At 45.0% G+C, this 20520-nt stretch carries 16 protein-coding genes; 4 read left to right on the forward strand and 12 right to left on the reverse strand.

Features of this window, described 5'->3' with window-relative positions; translation table 11 throughout:
• Window positions 1–60: 60 nt before the first annotated feature.
• The gene (locus GPLA_RS00270; RefSeq protein WP_007102786.1) at window positions 61–507 is read left to right on the forward strand and encodes a DUF2798 domain-containing protein; all 447 of its coding nucleotides are present in this window, start codon (window positions 61–63) and stop codon (window positions 505–507) included.
• A 95-nt stretch (window positions 508–602) separates the two neighbouring features.
• Here GPLA_RS00270 and GPLA_RS00275 read toward each other — a convergent pair whose 3' ends face one another.
• Window positions 603–932 carry a helix-turn-helix domain-containing protein gene (locus GPLA_RS00275; RefSeq protein WP_007102787.1) on the reverse strand — a complete coding sequence of 110 codons (330 nt, stop codon included), beginning with the start codon at window positions 930–932 and terminating at the stop codon, window positions 603–605.
• Between the two features lie 140 nt (window positions 933–1072).
• The gene (locus tag GPLA_RS00280; RefSeq protein ID WP_007102788.1) at window positions 1073–2455 is read right to left on the reverse strand and encodes an alkyl/aryl-sulfatase; all 1383 of its coding nucleotides are present in this window, start codon (window positions 2453–2455) and stop codon (window positions 1073–1075) included.
• A gap of 688 nt (window positions 2456–3143) precedes the next feature.
• On the opposite strand from GPLA_RS00280, the gene GPLA_RS00285 reads away from it, so the two are divergent.
• The gene (locus tag GPLA_RS00285; protein WP_007102789.1) at window positions 3144–3881 is read left to right on the forward strand and encodes a hypothetical protein; all 738 of its coding nucleotides are present in this window, start codon (window positions 3144–3146) and stop codon (window positions 3879–3881) included.
• 86 nt (window positions 3882–3967) lie between these two features.
• Here GPLA_RS00285 and GPLA_RS00290 read toward each other — a convergent pair whose 3' ends face one another.
• The 5 genes from GPLA_RS00290 to GPLA_RS00310 form a co-directional block, all read right to left on the reverse strand.
• Window positions 3968–5413 (reverse strand): bifunctional 2-methylcitrate dehydratase/aconitate hydratase, encoded by a 1446-nt coding sequence (locus GPLA_RS00290; RefSeq protein WP_007102790.1) that lies wholly within the window; start codon window positions 5411–5413, stop codon window positions 3968–3970.
• Window positions 5414–5635: 222 nt separating this feature from the next.
• On the reverse strand, window positions 5636–7429 hold the full coding sequence (locus tag GPLA_RS00295) for an ABC transporter ATP-binding protein (RefSeq protein ID WP_007102791.1): 1794 nt from the start codon (window positions 7427–7429) through the stop codon (window positions 5636–5638).
• A complete protein-coding gene (locus GPLA_RS00300) occupies window positions 7426–9204 on the reverse strand; it encodes an ABC transporter ATP-binding protein (protein WP_007102792.1) in 1779 nt (592 codons plus the stop codon). The genes GPLA_RS00295 and GPLA_RS00300 overlap by 4 nt, the downstream gene beginning before the upstream one ends.
• Window positions 9197–9409, reverse strand: a complete 213-nt coding sequence (locus GPLA_RS00305; protein ID WP_007102793.1) for a hypothetical protein — start codon at window positions 9407–9409, stop codon at window positions 9197–9199. The genes GPLA_RS00300 and GPLA_RS00305 overlap by 8 nt, the downstream gene beginning before the upstream one ends.
• 352 nt (window positions 9410–9761) lie before the next feature.
• Window positions 9762–10241, reverse strand: coding sequence for an FKBP-type peptidyl-prolyl cis-trans isomerase (locus tag GPLA_RS00310; protein ID WP_007102794.1), 480 nt, complete (start codon window positions 10239–10241; stop codon window positions 9762–9764).
• 246 nt (window positions 10242–10487) lie between these two features.
• Here GPLA_RS00310 and mnmH point away from each other — a divergent pair, with 246 nt between their 5' ends.
• Both mnmH and selD read left to right on the forward strand, forming a co-directional pair.
• Window positions 10488–11579: a tRNA 2-selenouridine(34) synthase MnmH gene (mnmH, locus tag GPLA_RS00315; RefSeq protein ID WP_007102795.1), complete on the forward strand. Its 1092-nt coding sequence runs from the start codon at window positions 10488–10490 to the stop codon at window positions 11577–11579.
• A gap of 222 nt (window positions 11580–11801) precedes the next feature.
• Window positions 11802–13946 carry a selenide, water dikinase SelD gene (selD, locus tag GPLA_RS00320; RefSeq protein WP_007102796.1) on the forward strand — a complete coding sequence of 715 codons (2145 nt, stop codon included), beginning with the start codon at window positions 11802–11804 and terminating at the stop codon, window positions 13944–13946.
• 92 nt (window positions 13947–14038) lie between these two features.
• Here selD and GPLA_RS00325 read toward each other — a convergent pair whose 3' ends face one another.
• The 5 genes from GPLA_RS00325 to GPLA_RS00345 form a co-directional block, all read right to left on the reverse strand.
• The gene (locus tag GPLA_RS00325) at window positions 14039–15472 is read right to left on the reverse strand and encodes a TolC family protein (RefSeq protein WP_007102797.1); all 1434 of its coding nucleotides are present in this window, start codon (window positions 15470–15472) and stop codon (window positions 14039–14041) included.
• Complete coding sequence (locus tag GPLA_RS00330) at window positions 15472–16500, reverse strand: efflux RND transporter periplasmic adaptor subunit (protein ID WP_007102798.1); 1029 nt, start codon at window positions 16498–16500, stop codon at window positions 15472–15474. The genes GPLA_RS00325 and GPLA_RS00330 overlap by 1 nt, the downstream gene beginning before the upstream one ends.
• Window positions 16493–18172 (reverse strand): ABC transporter transmembrane domain-containing protein, encoded by a 1680-nt coding sequence (locus GPLA_RS00335; RefSeq protein WP_007102799.1) that lies wholly within the window; start codon window positions 18170–18172, stop codon window positions 16493–16495. The genes GPLA_RS00330 and GPLA_RS00335 overlap by 8 nt, the downstream gene beginning before the upstream one ends.
• A 306-nt stretch (window positions 18173–18478) precedes the next feature.
• On the reverse strand, window positions 18479–19864 hold the full coding sequence (locus tag GPLA_RS00340; RefSeq protein ID WP_007102800.1) for a hypothetical protein: 1386 nt from the start codon (window positions 19862–19864) through the stop codon (window positions 18479–18481).
• Between the two features lie 34 nt (window positions 19865–19898).
• On the reverse strand, window positions 19899–20520 hold a 622-nt coding region (locus GPLA_RS00345; RefSeq protein WP_153810509.1), incomplete at its 5' end, for a TonB-dependent receptor domain-containing protein.

Here is a 20520-nt window from a genome sequence, read left to right on the forward strand (position 1 = left end):
ATCAACTAAATTGATAGTCTTAGCGTTTACATATTCAAATTAATTTGTTTGGTGAACGTTATGCACAACACAGTAAAAAAAGTCTTGCTCGTCATTACTATGGTCACCCTATTGGGTGGCTTATTTACTGGGATTTTGACCTATTCGAACATTGGCTTAAGCGATACGTTCGTTCGCCAATGGGCTTGGTCGTTTGTGCAGGCTGTGTGTGTACTTTTCCCCCTTGGCGTAGGGGTGATGTGGGTCATGAATAAGTTAGTGGCTGCATTTTTTACTGGCTTTTCTACATTAAACAAAAATCTGATATTTGGTCTGGGAATGGCAATCATAATGGAAGCCATTATGGCGCTAAGCACCACTTACAGTAATATAGGGATTGGGGATATGCAGCGCTTCGGTAACGCGTTTTTAGCCAGCTATTTAATGGTATTGCCCGTTGCTTTGGTCCTCTCGCCTTTGATGACATTATTGGTCAAACCTAAATTAGATGCGTTTCTGGCCAGCTGATAACAACATTGTTGTTAGCGAATTTTTATTCTCCCTAATGAATGTTTATACCTATTGTGTTCGAAGTCATTTGTATTCCTGAGTGTAAATGATCATTAGACTTGATGACGGCGGCGAAAATCCCGCGCTGAAATACCTGTTTGCTGATTGAAAAAACGTGAAAAATAGGCTGGATCCTGAAAGCCAAGTTCGTACGCGATGACATTGATCGGCTTGATGGTGTAAACCAAGTTACGTTTTGCTTCAATTAGTAACCGTTGTTGGATAATTTTGGACGGCGTCTGGTCTGTCATTTTCTTACAAAGTGCATAAAGCTTACTTTCCGTCATGCCGATTTGACTAGCGTAGTCGCTCACTGACCAATGTTCGATATAATGATGTTCGATGAGTTGACGAAACTGCTCAAATGTTTCGTTCTTCTTCATATGTTTATGATTTCTATCCGCGCTCGCCAAAGCGCTAGTGGCTCTTCCAAGATGTACCAGAAGTGCATTTACTTTTGCGCACCTGATAGTAACGGTTGATAACACTTATCAACCGTTAAATATGCGTCAACCTATTAAGCTTATAGTCCTGCTTTCTTTTCCAATAATTTGGCAACGGTAAAATAGTAATTTCTACCGGTGCCATTGAGTAAATCCTTTGCCAGTAAGCGCATCGATTTTGCTTTGAGTAACATGGCGGCTTTATTCGAATCATCCATTGCCAATAAGTAGTCACATAACTGCGCTGTCCATTGGGGGTTGTCGTTCAAAGCGCTTTGCGCTTGTTTCATGAGTTCGTCTGCGCCACCGGCTAAAGCCGCGATTTTTTGTGCTTCTTCTTTATCACTCAACGGAAATAGATTGGATGGGTTGCCGTCATACCAGCCTAAATAGCCATTAAAGATAGAGCGAATGGCCCATTCTGGGTGGCCGTAATAGGGCTGCAAGTAATCTAATTTTTGGAATTTTTCGGGTAACTTTACATATTCCACAAGTTGATTCGGGGTCATGCCTTTATTCATGCCTTCAATAGTTTTATCGAATAAAAATTGAATAGCATCCCGATAATTGGTCAGTACATCGATGACTTCGGCTTGACCGCTAATAGGACGAGTATGCCCACCGACCAAATAAGTCGGCTTATATTTCACCATGTTGTGGACCGACTTCGCCCATAAACGCACATCTCGATACGCAGCACCACGGATTGGGTAAAGATTAGGCCAAGATTTGTAAAAATTGTCGCCAGCAAACAAGGTTTGTGTTTGTGGATACCAAATGAACATCTCATCATCGGTTTCTCCAGGTGCAGCAACAAGTGACAATTCCAGACCGGCTACCTTCAATACGTGGATCTGGGTATTAAACGTATTGGTTATCTTTACTTTTGTGTCAGCACCAAAGGCGTCGCCACCTTTTGACGGCCAGTATGCTTTGGCTATACCGTTGTTGATGCGCTCGTCGGGTGATAATAAGAATCCCCCTTGTGCTGCACCGCGCTTACGTTGAATCGTTAACCCTGCGTCGTTGGCAAAATTTCCTTCGTGTCCAAATCCTTCACGTGCCCATACTTGTACGTCATCATTATCTTTAAAAGCAATGGCGCCCGTAGTGTGATCGCCATGACCATGGGTAAATATAATGGCTTTCACCGGTTTAGGGGTAATCGTTGCGAACAATTGCCGTACTTTTTTGCTTTCTTCAGGGCTAATACCGGTATCAATAATCACAATTCCATCATCGCCGATGATCATGCTGATAGGCGAAACGCCGTAGCCTACCGCGGTATAAACCTGCTCGTTTACTTTGATCAGTTCCTGATTAAATTCAGCACTTCGCGCTGCTAATTGTTTACTGGCAGGGCTTGGCGTTTCGGCAAGCACAGGCAGGCTTAAACTCAATGACAGTGAAATGGCCAGCGCTTTACTTATCTGGGAAAGTGAATTTTTTGTATAAGTAGACATGTGAATACCCCTCTCTATCAAACTGTAGAAAAAAACGGCAAGTTGTCATCACCGTTATTTGTGTATTAAGTACAGTAAAAAAGCCTCAAAATATGGGTTCTAAGCATGCAGACGTAAGCCCAGAAGCCATAGACTTATAACTATCTTCCGTTAACTCTACTTACTTTGAAAGGCCAATCAAAATGGGAAAGTATATACTGTGGATGAATAACAATTGTCGCGACCATCATGAATGAATATTAGCGCGTTGGAAGTGTATTTTTATAAGGTGCCATGTTTACTAACGGCGATCTCTATGCCCTCATTTTGCAATTCATCCTTACTCTACAGGACAGAAAAACCTCTGAAACTTGGGCTGATTAAAGTAAGCAATTTTATTGAGCGTCGGTTATTGCGTAAATTCGATTTGAAAAATGCCCAAAGCGGCATTATCAAATTCTGCAGGCGTAATAAGGGTTACGCTTAATAAGCCTTTTATTGGTAGTTCCCTGTTCAAATTATACCTTTCAATTACAGGCTATGGTTGTTTTTATACTCGGCGGGGATTATGGTGAATGCTTGGTAACACCCGTCTGGCAGTGAAAAATGTCTTATGGTTAGTTAGGGGGAAGTGTGATTTATTATCCTTGATTACTGGCTAAGCTAAATAGTCTCTGCCTATCTTATTCAGCCTCCGGAAGGTAAAAATATGAATGACATAACGATTCAACGAATGCGTCTCACTATTGTGCTTTTGCTACTATCTTTCAACACTTATGCCCTACCGATTGTTTCAAGCGATTTCGACGGCTTGTCATTAGGGGCTAAAATAGCGGGTCCTGTGGGTCCTGAAGTCGAAACATCGTTAGTCAACTCTGCCGGCCAGGCGATAGGTGATCTCGCCAGCAGTGTCAGTTGCCCCCCTGGCGCTGCGGTATGCTCGCCTGGAGATAACGCTCTCGGTACGATTTACACCTATGTTCATGAAGTTATCCCTGGTATCGATTTGTTAAATGATGGGCCTTTTCCAAATCCTGATGAGGTTATTCCCTTTGACAACATAAGTGATTTTAGCTTGGGCTTTTCTGCCAGTGGATTCAACGGTGTTGCAGGCTACAGTTTCACTGAGGCGGCTACTGCACAGGTTAATTTTGATGTAGAGATATCTGATACGGGTATATTGCGCTGGGTAACAGATTCTAGCAACTGGGGCTCAAACGAAAAAATCACCTTTTTCTGGCAAACAACCCAAGCGCCCGTGGGGACTGGTGGTTCCTATGGTATTGCTAATGCGCAAGACTCTGGTTTTGGAGCTGGGCCCCTGCCGATGGCGATAGAGGTCGCGGAGCCTAATGTGTTGGGCAGTTTAGTTGCCAGCTTGTTCATTGTATTTGCCTTCAGGGTTCGTGATAAACAACACATTCACAGTAAGGCGCTGGCATCATAGGTTATGGCCTAATAATCGTATGTGCTGGGGCTGATACCCAGCACTTGCTCCCTAAGGTGAATGTCGCACGGGTATAACCAGCGTTATCAAATAACCAATAAATCCATAAACTCATTAACCGCTAACTTCTCTAATTTTGCTTTGTTATTACAGAGGCTTACGATTGTCATTGCATGTTTATTAGGAAAACGAGTTTTAACATTGCGCGCAAATTTGGCTTGCAGTGATGGGATCCCTTCATCTCTACGAAATTTATGCCCGAGTGGATATTCCACTTCGACCTTTTCAGTACTGCTACCGTCGTTAAAAAAGATTTGAACTGCATTGGCAATGCTACGCTTGTTAGGATCGAGATATTCCTGCGAATATCGTTTGTCTTCAGTAACGCGCATTTTTTCTCTTAGGGTATCAATACGTTTATCAGAAGCGACGTCATCTTCATAGTGATCGGCATTTAACTCGCCAAACAGCAATCCTATGGCCACCATATATTGCAAACAGTGATCGCGATCAGCGGGATTATGCAACACACCTTGTTTGCTGATAATACGAATGGCGGATTCGTGTGTTGTTAATTCAATGCGTTCAATGTCGACTAAGCGATTAATCGCTTGTGTATGCAGTTTAACGGCACACTCTACTGCGGTCTGAGCATGAAACTCTGCCGGAAAGGAAATTTTAAACAACACGTTATCCATGACATATTCGCCATAGGGCCGTTGCAACGTAAATGCTTTGCTGGTGAACAATACCTCATAAAACCCCCAGGTTTTTGCGCTTAATACACTTGGATAACCCATTTCACCAGACATAGTGATCATCGCTAATCGCACCGCACGACTAGTGGCATCGCCGGCTGCCCATGACTTTCGCGAACCCGCGTTAGGCGTATGCCGATAAGTTCGCAAACTTTGCCCATCGACTAAAGCTTGGGAAAGCGCATCCATAATATCTTCATATGTTCCGCCTAACATTTGGGTCACTACCGCGGTCGAAGCAATTTTAACTAAAATGACGTGATCCAAGCCTACTCGGTTGAAACTGTTGTCTAGGGCCAGTACTCCTTGGATTTCATGGGCTTTGATCATAGCGGTCAGCACGTCTTTCATGCTTAATGGATTATAACCGTTTGCTATTCGTTGACGGGAAACATAATCCGCTACCGCTAAAATGCCTCCCATATTGTCAGAGGGATGGCCCCATTCGGCGGCTAACCAAGTATCATTAAAATCTAACCATCGAATGATACAACCTATATCAAACGCAGCTTTTATGGGATCCATCACAAATTGCGTGCCGGGAACGCGAGCCCCATTAGGCACTATGGTTCCGGGCACTATGGGCCCTAAATGTTTAGCGCATTCCGGGTATTTCAGTGCCAAAAAACCGCACCCCAGTGTATCCATTAAGCAGTAGCGGGCGGTGTCATACAGGTGGTCATTTTCAATCACGTAATCTGTTACGTAAAGGGCAATATCTTTGATAGGGCGGTCGTAGTCGGGCTTTATATTTGATTCAACATTGGCATTCATGCGTGACTCCAAATAATTCTTGATGACTTAAGGATTAGCTTCTTCATTAACCTAACATCAATGAAGTGAAGTGCCTATACGTGTCAATATTTAACCTAGATGTCGTGGTATTCTGCAGCGCGAAGCAGAGCATAATGGCTATCGCCTAGGGCTATCCATCTCTGCCTGAACAAACACGACCAAAAGCGAGGAGGACAAGCCCTCGCAAAGACTCGTCAAAAATCAAGCAGGTTCGGGCAATAATGCGCCCTCGTCATCTTCAATATTGTCATCATCTGTAAGCAAGCTGGAATACACACCGTTCATGGCGAGTAAGTCTTCGTGCCTGCCTTGTTCCACAATCTTACCTTGGTTTAGCACCAATATTTGATCGGAATGACGAATGGTGCTCAGGCGGTGCGCAATGGCGATAACGGTCTTTTCTGCAAACAGGCGAGCAATGGCTTTTTGGATCAGATTTTCGGTAATGGAATCCACTGAGCTAGTGGCCTCGTCCAACATCATAACTTGGCCACCTTGGGCCACGGCCCGAGCAAACGAGATAAGCTGAGCTTGGCCTGCTGACATATTACTGCCACTCTTTTTCAGCTCGAACTGATACTGACCCGGTAAACCTAAAATGAAGTCATGGGCATAGACATATTGTGCGGCGTCGACCACGGCTTCGTCGCTGATTTGTGCGGCGCCAAGGGAAATATTAAAATGGATGTTTTCCTCAAACAGAAACACGTCCTGCTGCATCAGGGAGAATAAATGAAGCATTGACGCTTTAGGAATACTCGACAGCTCAATGCCGTTGAGCAAAATGCTGCCTTCGTAATCCATGTAGGCTTTATTCATGATGCGTATGATTGTCGACTTGCCGGAGCCTGTTGTGCCAACTAACGCTAATTGCTCGCCCTTGTTTAGCGTAAACGACACATCATGCAAAATATAGGGACCTGTGTTGTTGTAACGAAAACGTACATTTTTGAATTCGAGCGAGTCGAAGTTAGCAAGTTTGTCTTTCAGGGATTCAGCGGGTAAAAGCGTTTTACCTTCTTCTTCGAGTTCTTGCACAAAAAGCTCTTCTATGTGCTCAAAGGCAGCAAAAGAACGCTGAATGGCGGCGATCTGTGAGGTGAAATCGCGTAGTGGCACAAACACTTTTTCCAAGGTGTTAATGAAGGCGATAAGTACCCCAAGGCTCACTGCGCCCGCTAAAACTTTACCTGATCCATACCAAATAATTAGTCCAATGGTGATGGTTGTGATGCCCGAGATGACCGAAAACAGAGTGGCATCGTATTTATTGGTTTTTAATTGTGCCCGCAGAAAATCTTCTGTGTAACCGTGATACTTGGCTTCTACTTCTTCTTCGGCACCATACAGTTGCACGGTTTTCACCCCGAGCAAACATTCTTGTAAAAAGCCGGTGCCTTTAGCTAAAGACGAGCGGGTAATGGCAAACATTTCACGCAGGCGATTACGCACATACTGGGTCAGCATTAACACCGGAGGAAACACCAGTAAGACTAACAAGGCTAATTGCCAGTTAATGAAAAACATAAAGATCAATACTGCCAAGGTGTTAATAGAGTCTTTGAGCAAACTCAATACGCCCAGTACGAAGGATTCACCTATGGCTTCAAGGTCACTGGTTAGGCGCGATAGGGTGACCCCAGTGGGAGTTTTGTCAAAATAGGTTCGGGGCAGTTTCAAAATACGTGCAAACAGGGCCATACGTATATCGAAAACGGCTTTCTGTCCGGTCTTACGCAAGCAATAAGTGTAAACGGCATCGGCAATATAATTGACAATTAAGACCACGAGCATGACGGCAATCAGGGTCATCAAGCCAGTGTATTTCCCCGGCGTGAGGTGTTTGTCAATCACTTGAATAACCAGCCAAGGAAACAACAAGTTGGCGGCTACTGATATGGGCATCATCAACAACCCAATCACAGCGGTCTTTTTGTAACGCGAAGCGAAGTGATAAAAATGCTTGAGGTAGGCGAGATCCAAAGATTTAATCATGCGCTGGCCTCTGACTCATGTTGCTGTAATTCCCAGGTTTGACGGTAATAGCTTGACGATTCAAGCAGTTCGGCGTGGGTGCCACGGGCGATGATTTCCCCTTGTTCTAATACCAGAATTTTATCCATGTATTCCAGCGCGCTGACTCGGTGAGATACCACCAATAAACTTTGCTCCTGAATGCGATTGAATACACCTTTTAGAATGGTTCGCTCGGTTTCGTAATCCACCGCTGATAATACGTTGTCCATAATAATGAGGTCACTGGGTGTCAACAGCGCCCGGGCAATACTCAGTCGTTGTTTTTGACCTCCGGATAACATGATACCTTTTTCACCTACCAGCGTTTGATCCCGAGCGCCAAAACGCTGTACATCTTCTTGTAGCTGACTAAGTTCAAGGACTTGGGCTACGTCGAGTTCATCGACGTCTTGGTTTTTTCGTTTGGCGCCAAACTTAACATTTTCAGAAATTGTAGCGGAAAACAAAAAAGGGTCTTGGGTTATAGTGCGAACATAGCTGCGCCAATCCTGACGCGATACTTGAGTAATATCTTTGTCCCCCCAAAAAATCTGCCCAGGGTCGAGAGACAAATGATGATTCAAACAATTCACCAAGGTACTTTTACCCGCACCTATGCTGCCTAAAACGCCAACTTTTTCCCCTGGTTCAATGGAGAAACTGAGATCTTTGAGCACCATCTGCGATTGCTTGTCTTTGGCGTTTGGATAGCCGTAACTGAGATTTTGTACCGAGAGCGTTGAGCGGCGCAAAGCGGATTTTTCATTGTCGTCCATTCTCAACATATCTGTGCTTGGCACGGCGTTATTGAGAATATTCTGCACACTGTCAATGCTTATCATGCCCATTTGATACACAGTGACAATTCGTCCTAAGTGCATCAATGGAAGTGCCAAAAGAACCGAGTAAGACAAAAAGGCGGTAATTTCGCCAATTGTCAGCTTGGCCTGTAAAAGGTAATAACCACCCAATCCCAAAATCAGTACCTTCATGAAATGGTTGGCATAATCTAGAATCGGCATGTAGATGGTTTGAATTTTGGCTATTTGCATGGTGCAATCGTAGAGTCGGCGATTGACCTTATTCACTTCATTTGTGACCCAGTCACCCATTTGTTGATTTTTAATTAAATCGATGCCTGATAAGTAGTTCATCAATTGCTCGGACAAATCTTGCAAACGGTTTAAACGCTCAGCATGCAAGGCACGTAATTTTCTAAAACCAATGCGGAAAATAATAGCGGCAATGGCAATGGGGATCACTGAGTACAGAGTTAATTCCGGTGATATTTTCCACATCCAAATCGGTGTAAGCGACAGGGCAAACAAAATATTAAACAGCTGTAAAAATCCAATTCCATAAAACAGACGAATACCATTGAGGTCGTTATTAATAATGGATATCAGTTTACCGGAAGCAAATTTATCGTGAAAAGTTGAAGGCAGCCGGTTCAAACGATGAAAAACATCATTCTTTAATGCCGCTTCCGTAATTCGCCCGGGGTTTAATGCGTACATGCGGGAAAGTATACGGACAACCACCATGACCACGGATAACGCAATTACCCACTCTACGTTTTCAACCAATCCCGCTTTGGACTCAAGCGTTGACTGATTCAGTAAATCAACCGCCAGTTGGATGTAGCGCGGAATTTCCACTTGCAAGTAATTCACGATAAAAATACACACAATCGCCAACAAATAAGAAAATTTGTTTAACAGTAAATAGTGCATGATAAATTTCGATTTAGTCATCGCGCTGAAAGCCTTTATTACAAATAGATGGATGCTGAACAAGACAAGCGTCAATAATTAGCTGTCTTGGGTCTCCTATTTCACTCAGTTGTTCGAGTAGCCATGCAGGTAGTCGAATGGGCTGGGTTTTGACGCCGGGTTTACGACCACAACCACTGCGTTTACCGCCGTGATCACAGCATTCTTTTTTGGGCTTATGGGGCATTTTGACTCGCGTTGAGAGGGGGAGTAGGTAAATAGCTTGATAAGTGTGCGCTTTTCAAGTGAATTTTACTAGCGACTATTTGTAACAACGATCTCATAACGGACAACAACAATGGGTCCCATGTCGCATTTTGGGGATTCGGCTTAGCTATATTGTTGCTAGTTTTAGCGTATTTAAAGTGGGGGAGTAACGAAAGGATAAGCCGCAACAACAAGCTCACTTCCCCTATGGATGCAAGCGTTTCTACTTAACTTTGGGGTGAATGGTGAATGGCGAATGGCGAATGAAAAAGGGGCAAAGTGCATCAGAATGATGTTCACTTGTGCCCCTTCACTGGTATATGGCGCGCTTTTTAGTGTTGATGCCCACCTTCGCCATGAACATGACCATGGGCAAGTTCTTCTTCAGTGGCTTCTCTAACCTCAATCACCGAGCCTGAAAAAGTAAGCGTTTTTCCTGCCAGTGGGTGATTGGGATCGACTGTGATGTCATCACCTTCAATGCCTGCAACTCGCAATTGAACGGGGCCATTTTGGCCTTCCGCGCTAAAAACCATACCTTTTTCGATGCTCTCAACACCTTTAAAGGCTTCACGAGGCACAACTTGTAATATTTCTTCGTTGTATTCACCGTAACCATCTTCCGGTCCTACGGTGACTTTAAATTCATCGCCAGGGGCTTTGCCCACAAGGGCGTTTTCCAAACCGGGAATAATATTTTTTTGGCCGTGTAAATACACCAATGGTGCAGCATTTTCTGAGCTGTCTATAAGCTCGCCTTCAGCGTCTTTCACTGTGTAGTTTAGTGATACCACTTTTTGATCTGCAATCATTTTTTGTCCTTCTATCTGTCATCGTTTAATCATGTTGTGAGGTGGGGGAGTAAAACTCAGGTTACACAAGCACCATCACATTCTTAATGTTCTAGCATAAGACTTGGAGGCCTTTTTACTCAAATCAAGGGTGCGTAATAAAACTTGCCGACTATGGGTTTTAGCTGGCGATCGCTAGTTAGGAGCATGCACCTGGGTACAATCCTGATAAGCTAGGCCTTCGGATCACACGATGAAGGCCTAAGCTTGCAATCCAATGCTGACTATAGAAGCTTATTTTTAAACGACATTCCGATGATGGATGTCAGAGCGCCGATTGAATTTAACAAAGGTGCTTTTCCGTATGCTGTAAATCACCCGCTGATGAACGATAGTGAGCGTGCAGCCGTGGGCACCTGTTACAAGAAACAAGGCCATGAGGCGGCTTTGGCGTTAGGTCACAGCTTGGTAAAGGGCGCCGTGAAAGAGCAGCGCATTCACGCGTGGCAGTCATTTCATACACAAAACCCCAATGGGCTTTTGTATTGCTTTCGTGGTGGCCTTCGGTCCCGAGTGACCCAAAGGTGGCTAGCGGAAGCGGGCATAGATATGTCGTTTGTCGAAGGGGGCTACAAGGCGATGCGGCGGTTTTTGCTGGCGCAACTGCATGCACGAATCGCTCAAGGAAACATACTGCTGCTTTCAGGTGCCACGGGTACAGGCAAAACGGACGTTATTCATGATTGGCCCCAGTCAATCGATTTTGAAGGCTTAGCCAATCATCGTGGCAGCGCATTTGGTAGTACTGGCAGTAAACAGCCAAGCCAAATTGATTTTGAAAATGCATGGTCGATAAACTGGCTAAAACACACCAGCCTTGGCAATGCCCCGATCTTATTTGAAGATGAATCACGTATGATTGGCCGCATCGCGTTGTTGCCTGAGTATTTAGCGCTGAGCAAGCAGGCACAGTTCGTATTATTGAAAGCTCCGTTACAGGAGCGTATCGAGCGAATTCGTAACGATTATTTCGTAGATGCTTATCAATCACGGCTTAGTCAAGGTGACGAAGCGGCCATTGCGTTCCTTGATGATTTTATCCGGGGCGCTTTGACGCGTATAAAAACTCGCCTAGGGGGGGATCGTTATAAAAAGCTCACCACGTTACTTGATCACGCGGTAACACAACTGATAAATCAGGGCAGTTGGAGTAAGTTTGACGATATCATTGCCGTGCTGCTGAGTGATTATTACGACCCGATGTACGCGTATCAATTGACCGCAAAAGCCGAGCACAAAGTATTTGAAGGTAGCCATCAAGAGATCCTTGATTGGTTAACGCAGTGCACACCAGCTTAAAGCAATGAAGTGTGCCCTGTGTCGTCATTCTCTTTCTTTGCCGCTTTTACGGGCAGTTGAGTCACCACTTTGGGTACTCATATTTTTATTGAATAGGGACGTGGGTTTGTTCGGTCTAATGCCTTGATTGACAACATTTTATATAGAAAATTAGGCTCATTCCTATTGGCATTTTTTGGTCGGTTACAAAATCGGTTTTCATACTTTAATAAGGCAAGCTTCTTGAACGAACGAGATTTGGTATTTATTGGCGGCGGTCATACCCATGCATTGGTGCTCAGAATGTTGGCCATGAAACCCATTCCTAACGTACGACTCACGCTCATTTCAGACACTCGTCTTACGCCATACTCAGGCATGCTACCGGGTTTTATTAGTGGGCATTATTCTCAAGCACAAACCCATATTGATCTGAATAAGCTCGCTCAAGCTGGGCATATCCGTTTTATTCATGGCCGTGTTACGGGCCTTGATGTTGAACGTAAGCGTATTCAAGTACATAACCATCCTGATATTGAATACGACAAGGTTTCAGTTAATGTTGGTTCGACGCCTAACCTGACTCTGCCCGGCGCCAAAGAATTTGCGGTTGGGGTGAAACCGGTAAGTCAGCTGACGGCCACATGGGCGCATCTACTGGCCCATGACTACCAAGGTAAGACGCCCCACTGGGCGATTGTGGGAGCTGGTGCCGCGGGTGTTGAAATTGCGTTGGCGATTGCGCATCGTTTTGCAAAGCAACAAAAACCGATTCAATTGTCTTTAGTTCAGTCAGGCTCAGCTTTGCTGGCAGGTTATCAAAGGGGAGTACAAAATCGTGTCCGTAAAGCGCTGAAGTACTTCAACGTGACCTTGGTGAATAATTTTCGTGTAGTTAAAGTAGAGCAACATCAATTAGTTGCGGACGATAATCAAACGCTTGCCATTGATAAGTCGATTTGGTGCACCCCAGCGACGGCACCTACATGGCCTAAAGAAGCCGGGCTGGCAACGGATGAACAGGGATTCATTGCAGTAAACGCCTATCTGCAAAGCACCTCCCATACTGATGTTTTTGCTGCCGGCGATGTGGCGAGCATGACGTTCTCGCCGCGCCCTAAAGCGGGCGTTTATGCAGTGCGCTCAGCCCCTTTTTTAACCAAGAATTTACGGGCGGCTTTTGGTCTCAGCAACTTCACGCCCACGAAATTGCAAACAACTTTTTTATCACTCATTTCCCTTGGCAATCGCACGGCGGCCGGGCAAAAAATGGGCATTAGTTTTTCTGGTGGATGGGTATGGCGCTGGAAAAACCACATCGATTTAACCTTTATGAATTTGTTTCAAAAACATTTACCGACAATGGACAGCCACATGAATGAACCCATGCATTGCGCTGGCTGTGGCAGCAAACTGGGTCCCCAATTGTTGCAAGATTCGCTACAAGCATTACCCATTTATAAACAAGCAAACTTGGCCATTAATTTGGCTAAAACTGAAGATGCAGCGGTTGCTATTTACCGCAAAGAACATAGTGTATATCAGAGCATTGATGGCTTTCGTGCATTTACCGACGATCTTTACCGTCTTGGTATTGTGACGACTCATCATGGGATTAATGATTTGTACGCCATGGGCATTCAGCCGACTAGCGCCCAAGTCTGGGCCAATATCTGCTTTGCTCATCCCCGTTTGAGCAAACGAGATTTTCAGCAGCTGATGAGCGGTATAACAGAGTCTCTGATTCATCATGAAACGACGCTGGTGGGTGGCCACAGCACGCAAGGCAATGAAACCCATATAGGCATAGTGGTAAATGGAGAGCAGAGTAACGTTTGGTCCAAGAACAATCTTAAACCCGGTGATTGCTTGTTACTTAATCGGCCCCTGGGCTCAGGTGTTATTCTCGCAGCCGACATGCAAGGCAAAGCAGATGCGGAAATAGTTGACCAACTTTGGACACATCTATTGACGTCTAACCGTGCCTTTTTTAAGGCACTGCGCGCTTTGCATGTTGACGGTGCAACCGACGTTAGTGGTTTTGGGTTAGTGGGCCACTGCTTGGAAATGGTTGAAGGCTCAGATTTACAAATAAACATCGATAGCCGCAAAGTGCCTATTTTAGCTGGTGCGCTAGAGCTGTCGCATGCGGGTATTGGTTCAAGTTTGTTACCTCAGTTATTGCCACTAAAAAGCCGCTGTAATATAAGCAAAGAAGCATACAGCCAAGTTATTGATTTGCTCTTTGACCCACAAACTAACGGCGGCTTGCTGGTATCGGTATCACCCGAGGTGGCAACACAGCTGTTGAAAATAGACGGCGTTGTCAAGATTGGCGAGGTGACAGCCCGTATGCTTGCCAGCGAAAAGGAAGTCGCTATTCATTAACTAAAAGGCGCAAAAACAGGTAAGGTAACTTTCCTTCTTACTTGGCCTGCCTACTATGTTGTGTGACTATTTGTAATATTATGAGTAGGGTGTCATTTTTCGCTAAAAGTAAATTTAGAAAGTAGTGTATTTTGAATAAACTGATGATTGAGCTTGGCGTTTAATTTCATGATAGCAAGCTCTTCTCGAAATACATTGATACGCGCGGTCATCGCTTTTAGCTCGGCCTGGAACGCGTCTACTTCCCGAGTATTAAGCATAAAAAAGTCGCTTGAACCGAATTCGAACTGCCGCTGTTCTTGCTCAAAAAGCTTACGAGATAGCACTACCTGTTTTTTCTGCATGTCATGCAATCGCTTGGCGTAGGTGAGATTAATGAGGCGCTCTTTTAATTTGGCATCAATAGACCCTTGTAAGGCATTGGTTTTCTGCTCTAGAGCATTAATCTCGAACTGTGTTCTGCTCTTTTTGGCTTTTGCTTGCGAGCGTTCAAAAGGCACTGAAAAATATAACCCTATTTTAGCTTCAGTGTCTTGCAGTGACGTGGGGCCTGACCCTATGTCCCTTGCGAGTTTAGCTTCTACATCTAGCTTGGGTAAAAGCGCAACTTTAGCTAGGCGCATTTTTTGTTTTAACTCCTGCATTTCATAGGCTTTAGCCGCTAAAGCTGGATGGCTTGTTGATACGCCTCCGTGGATGACACTCTTGAAAGCATTTGGCCATACCATGCCTGTTGTACTGTCTGTTGTATTGTGTGATGGGGCGTTCTGGATATCATCAACTGAGGCATTGCTATGCATGTAGTAACGCAGTTTCTGTATGTTAGCCTGCACGTTTCGCTCTGCTGAGAGAAAGGTTGATTGGCGCTCGAGTAAACGAGTTTCAAATTCGAGCAGCTCAATTTCAGCAATATCCCCCTCTGCTACGCGCCTTTTCATGCCTTCCTGCCTATTGATACCGACTTCAACCAGTTGCTGTATTTTGTTGAAATAGCTAACAGACTCTATCCAGTCGAGATAGGCTAAAATTGCCGCGTAGTAAAACTCACTTTGGGCAAGTTTTGCTTCTTCATTCCACATTTTATATTTGAGACGTGCACTGGCCATAGCGGTGCGCTTTTTGTCTGTGTCTCGCCCTTGTAACAGCGATAGTTTTACGCCTACAGATGCTTCGCCACCGGATAACGTGGCGTATTCTTGCTCATAAACGGGAAAGTCGCCATGGGAAATACGGTACTCAGAGAATATCTCGGCGTTATAGGCTTCAAGAGGTTTCGAGAATTTTTGAGAAGCCTGTAATCCATCGTAATACCCCGTGACCCGGGAGAAGCTGTTGTGATCCAGCTTGGCATCATAGGCTCCATCGGCGTATTGGATATCTGCACCGTATTGACCAGTAGTCGCGTCGATGGCCAATATTTCAGGGTGGTTATTGGCTACAAGCGTCAAATATTCGTGCAAGTTGAATGCTTTAGATGGATTTGAAACGCTCAATAGTGCTGCAAAAAAAGCCAGAGATTTGTACATCAGGCAGAGCCCTCTTGGGTCTCTTGCACGCGCACCGGCGGGAAGTTGTTCAATTGTCGCCACAATTCGTAACCCAACCTCACTTCTTCGAGCAGTATCCAGGCTCTTACGCGGCTCCCCAAGCGCGCACTTTCATGATCGGGCCAAGGGACAGTGGTGTTGACTGGTGCGACCCAAACGGTGAATAAGCCGAATTGATCCGCGACGGGCTCCACGAAAGACACCACACCCTCAAATGTGCCCACTGACATGCCAGGCCAACCACTGAATTGGAACGTTGGCCAGCCTTCGAACTGTATTCTGACTTTTTTGCCTTTGGTGGCCAGTGCTGCATCAAGACCGTTAATTTTAATACTGATTTGGCGCTCAACATTGGCGGGTACAAACCAGCCTAATACACTTCCGGCGGTGACGTAAGTTGCGCTTCCACCAGATTGAAGCCTAACGACTGTGCCATCCATTGGTGCATATTTAGTACGGGTTTCTTGACGGGCCAGTGTCATTTTTAGAGTATCTAGATCTTCTTCGGTTTTTGATGCTTCGGCTTTTAGCTTTTCAAGTGCTATTTCGACTGCTTCAACTTCCTTTTGCGATACGAGCCCTTCCTGAAGTAGCTTTCGCTGGCGTGAAAGATTACTCAGTGCGTTTTGCACTGAAAGTTTGTTTGATACATAACGTTGATTGGCTGCGACTTGTTGCGAGCGCAGTTTTTCTAACCTGTCGGAATCTACGTCAACCAAAGTGACGATAGGCTGGCCTTTAACGACATTATCGCCTTCTCTGACGTGCCAAGTTTCAATCTGGCCATTGAGTAAAGCCGAGATAGGCTGAATACGGTACAAAGGGTCGGGGGAGTTAACCGAGCCAGTACCATAGGCGGTTTGTACCCAAGGCGTAAATGTTAAAAGCAGCACGGCTGCAACGACTAAGGTCACCACAAGCCAGATAATCGTTTTGTGAGTTTTGGGCACTTTTAAACGTTGTAAGGTTTTCATTTCCCCCATGAAGTCGTTATGCGCGTTACTCATGACTGTTCTCCTGAAGTGGAGCGGAACTGAGTGGCTGCTCTTTTTTGCTTTGTAGCGCAATAGTGCCATCTAAAAAATCGTTAGACGGCGCATTTGAAAAATACAATACAGTCAGGTCGGTGGCTTCAATGACTCTTAATATTCTTTCACGTCTGGAGGTCGGGATAGCATCAAAATGCTGATTAATGACCAATACTTTGGGTTTGGACAGCATCACTACGACTAACTTAAGCAAAATAAATTCAAGGGGCTGTAACGGCGTTCCGACCGCGGATATAGAGGTTTTCAGCTTATGCGGAAGTGCGTTAATTACCACCGTCAGACCGACTTTTTCAAGGGTGTCGTTTATTTCATTGGTAGAAACATCCGGCGCGCACATTTTAATGTACTCTTCGATGGTGCATTCGATGATTAATGAGCGGTCTAGTACAAACACGGCTTGGCGCAGATCGTAGGTGTCGTAATCAGACAGGTCGTTGTTATCAAGGTTAATCCAGCCAGATGCGGGCGTTTCGTAACGCTTGAGTAAATTGACTATGGTGCGCTGGGTCCAATTAGACTGAGTCGTGACAAAGTATTTATTGCCCTGAGCGATGTTTTTGTTGATAAGGCACGACTCATCCTTGCGCTTAATAATGACATTATTGAAATTCAGTGAACCGCCGACAGGAGCAGGTTTAGATGTTTGCTCATATGCTTCTTGGGGCATGCTAATAACGCCACCGATTTTATCTGCTGTGCCATACAACTCGTAATACAATTTTAGGTAATGGCTGAAGTTAGAAAGCCCTAAAAATACCGCGGCCATAATCAATTCAGCCGCAACAAGTTGGCCAATAGATAACTGCCCGTCGATGACCAGCCAACCACCTAAACCAAGCAAAGCAGAGCTTGCCAGTGCGTAAAGCACCAGAAACATAACAACTTGTTTAAAGGTGAATGAAAAATGTTTGGCGTGGATGTCATTGTATTCTGAAACGTAGCGTTCGGTTTTCTTGCCTGCGTAATCGAATTGAGAAGACGATTTTAAGAAATCGTTAGCCGATGCTAAGTTACTCAACCATTTCGCCGTAGAGTACTTCGACTCAGACAGGCGCACTGCTGTAATCTTTGCTTGGGTCGACCAAAGTCGCCAAATGATATACATGATCAATATCACGCACAGGTTAAATGCCAGTAAAAATGGGTGATAAAACGAGACGAGGGTAAAACCTACAATCATCTGTAATATTAAGGCAATACCGTCAACCATCAAGCTAGGGACATTCTTTTGTAATGTCATGATGTCGAAGTAACGGTGGGTAATTGACGTGTTTTGGTTGCCCTCAAAGTAACTATGTGGGGCCAGTATAGTGCGCAGGCTTAGATCAGCGACGAGGCGCGCATAAATACGCCGTTCGTAATATTCCATAACCCGCATGCGCAGCGCCGCAAAGCAGCCAGAAAGCAGCAAGGTACTAAACAAAACAATGGCGAGAGTCGCCACTGCACGGGTTGAGGCGATGTTTGCGATAGTATTAATCAGTGTTTGTACGGCAATAGGTACTGCTAAGGTAAGCAGCCCAATGACAACGCTATAAGCGATGACTACGGCGAAAAACGAACGTTCAGGCTTTAACAAAGCAAACAACGTTTGGCGCAAGTTAACTAGGTCAATATTTTTGGAGGACATTTTGGGCTCGTCTCGATTAAGTTAGCGTCAATACACGGTCAATTTCAATGTAGTTAACTTTATAAAAACTGAGCTATCACAGGAAAACTCTGAGTTGAAGTTGGTTCACACCAACTTCAACTCAGATAGCTTACTGATTTCTTTCAGATATTTAAATGCTTGAATCGCCATTGCGTAACTAAATCATTTAGCTAGTGACGAAATTTTTACGTAAAAAGTGGATTTTCCGTTCATTTGTTATTTAAAAAGATCGCCATAGAGGCGATCTTCATTTTTTGCTTTTGTAGTTTACTTCCTACTCAGCTTTTATTCGTGATCATGATCAGATTCAGCAATGCCCAGCCAAGTGACGCTTTGTGGGGCGAAGTCGAGTTCGATGTCACCAGTAATGGTTAACGTTTCAAGGTCAATTTGTAGGATATGCTGTGCAATCGGGTCAGATATGTAAACGTCATGACCATTTTGCGCCACTGTCATGCTAAACGACATGCCTTCTGGCATGGTGGATACATCCTCTTCGGTGATATCCAAACGATCGTGCAGTTCCCAGTGCAACCCGCCGTCTTCTTCATGGGCTTCTAGCACATTCAAAAAACCTTGATTGTCGAGGACTAAAAAGGCGTCGCCTTCGTGGGAAAACGCATAAGATACCGGGTTGGCTCCGCTTACAGGTTGCCACGGCAATGCTTCCATTGTGCCCAGTGCTGGGTTGACGTCGATTAGAATTGCTTCACCACCACCGTGACCAGACGCAATACCGATCAATGAATCGCTTTCTTTGTGGCCGTATAGCGTGCCAATACGTGAACCGTCTAATACGTCGATGTTGGCTATTTTTGCTGCTTCGTATTCGTCGTCATGCTCATGGGCCACAAGTACACCGTCTGTACAGCCGAATACCACGTAATCTTCGTTTTGTGCAGCCCCGTGCAAGTCAGGGCATAGCACGTCTAGTACTTGCTCTTGCTCGTAAACATCGTCATGTAAGTGATATACACCGACTTGGTCGGGCAAAACTTTTGCTACAGAAGTATTTTCAGTGTCATCCCGGCGAACGGTGGCGAGTAAATATTCACCACGAGGCTCAGCTACACCGTGCATATTAATGGTGTAATTTAAAGTGGGTAGTGGGTCGGCTTGGCTGCTGATTTGCGTGTCGGTGACGACATTCACTGAGGCTGGCGTGCCTGCATCTGCATTGCCATCAAAGAAGACGGCCATTTGACCATCATGACTTAAAATATGAGTAGGGCTGCTGCCTGTGACTTCAAAGTCACTCATGGCAGGGCTTTGCTCGTAATCATGTAAATGTGCAGTGTGATCTTCGCGCCACATCCCGCCATCAATAAAGCCCACATAGTCTTGTGCTCGGCTTGCGATAACTGCAAAACGATAATCTGCTGATGATGTTAAGGTGTTAGATGTGTGAATTAAGATGAAGGTGTCTAGTTGGTCACCATCGTCTAAATCAAATATTGTGGCCACGTTACTTTCAGCGGATAACACAGCCAGTCGGCCCATTGAATCAATCGTATATTCATCGTCAGTACTGTCATCATCATGGTCGTGTTCATCCTCTGTCACTTCGATAGGATCTTTTTCGATGAGAGTGGTTTCGGCGTCACCGCAACCCGTTAACAATATTGCGCCAATAGTCGCCGCGAGAAGGTTAAATTTATGTGTGTTAGTCATTGTATATTCCTTTTTATTTAGATGAATTTTTGAACTAAAAACTGCCTCTGACGCCAACTGAAATGCTGCGTCCCGGGCGTGGTGCAATGTCTTTTAGAAATGAGGTGTGTACTCTGGCTTCTGTGTCAGTCAGATTGCTGCCTTTTAAGAAAACAGCAATATCCTGATTAGTTACCGGTAGGTCATAAGACACACTTGCATCAACCAGGGTGTAGCCACCGGTCGTTGTTTCGTCTGAAGAAACACGATCTTGTTCTTGGTAGCGAGTGATATCGAGATGGGCGCTTAAGCGGGCGGCTTCATAGCTAAACTGCGAGCCGAAACGCAGTGGTGGAGTGCGCGGTAAATCGCCGCCGTCTTTTAAGCGTGCGCGAACATAGTCAGAGAATAAGGTTGCTTTGAACGTGTCGCTGGCTTGCCATGCAATTTGCGCTTCGAAGCCGTGTAATATGACGTCGTCAGTTTGAAAAAGATAAACGGGTAACTCATCTGTGTGCTCATCTTCCTCTACGCTGCTTTCTTCATGTTCGTGCTCATGGTCGTGACTACTTTCGGCGAATAATCCGGTGGATGTTTGGTAGTAGTAATTATCGACTTGGTTGTAGAATGCATTGAGTACAAAACCAATGTCGCCTTGGGTTTTACGCAAGGTTAAA

It is taken from the genome of Paraglaciecola polaris LMG 21857, from assembly GCF_000315055.1.
Taxonomy (GTDB): domain Bacteria; phylum Pseudomonadota; class Gammaproteobacteria; order Enterobacterales; family Alteromonadaceae; genus Paraglaciecola; species Paraglaciecola polaris.

What these genes read in the sequence shown, in the direction of transcription:
- GPLA_RS00335 (WP_007102799.1), bottom strand. Translation starts at nt 18,172, where the DNA reads ATGTCCTCCAAAAATATTGACCTAGTTAACTTGCGCCAAACGTTGTTT.
- GPLA_RS00330 (WP_007102798.1), bottom strand. Translation starts at nt 16,500, where the DNA reads ATGAGTAACGCGCATAACGACTTCATGGGGGAAATGAAAACCTTACAA.
- GPLA_RS00295 (WP_007102791.1), bottom strand. Translation starts at nt 7,429, where the DNA reads ATGATTAAATCTTTGGATCTCGCCTACCTCAAGCATTTTTATCACTTC.
- GPLA_RS00280 (WP_007102788.1), bottom strand. Translation starts at nt 2,455, where the DNA reads ATGTCTACTTATACAAAAAATTCACTTTCCCAGATAAGTAAAGCGCTG.
- GPLA_RS00310 (WP_007102794.1), bottom strand. Translation starts at nt 10,241, where the DNA reads ATGATTGCAGATCAAAAAGTGGTATCACTAAACTACACAGTGAAAGAC.
- GPLA_RS00290 (WP_007102790.1), bottom strand. Translation starts at nt 5,413, where the DNA reads ATGAATGCCAATGTTGAATCAAATATAAAGCCCGACTACGACCGCCCT.
- GPLA_RS00325 (WP_007102797.1), bottom strand. Translation starts at nt 15,472, where the DNA reads ATGTACAAATCTCTGGCTTTTTTTGCAGCACTATTGAGCGTTTCAAAT.
- GPLA_RS00275 (WP_007102787.1), bottom strand. Translation starts at nt 932, where the DNA reads ATGAAGAAGAACGAAACATTTGAGCAGTTTCGTCAACTCATCGAACAT.
- GPLA_RS00340 (WP_007102800.1), bottom strand. Translation starts at nt 19,864, where the DNA reads ATGACTAACACACATAAATTTAACCTTCTCGCGGCGACTATTGGCGCA.
- GPLA_RS00305 (WP_007102793.1), bottom strand. Translation starts at nt 9,409, where the DNA reads ATGCCCCATAAGCCCAAAAAAGAATGCTGTGATCACGGCGGTAAACGC.
- GPLA_RS00270 (WP_007102786.1), top strand. Translation starts at nt 61, where the DNA reads ATGCACAACACAGTAAAAAAAGTCTTGCTCGTCATTACTATGGTCACC.
- GPLA_RS00300 (WP_007102792.1), bottom strand. Translation starts at nt 9,204, where the DNA reads ATGACTAAATCGAAATTTATCATGCACTATTTACTGTTAAACAAATTT.
- GPLA_RS00285 (WP_007102789.1), top strand. Translation starts at nt 3,144, where the DNA reads ATGAATGACATAACGATTCAACGAATGCGTCTCACTATTGTGCTTTTG.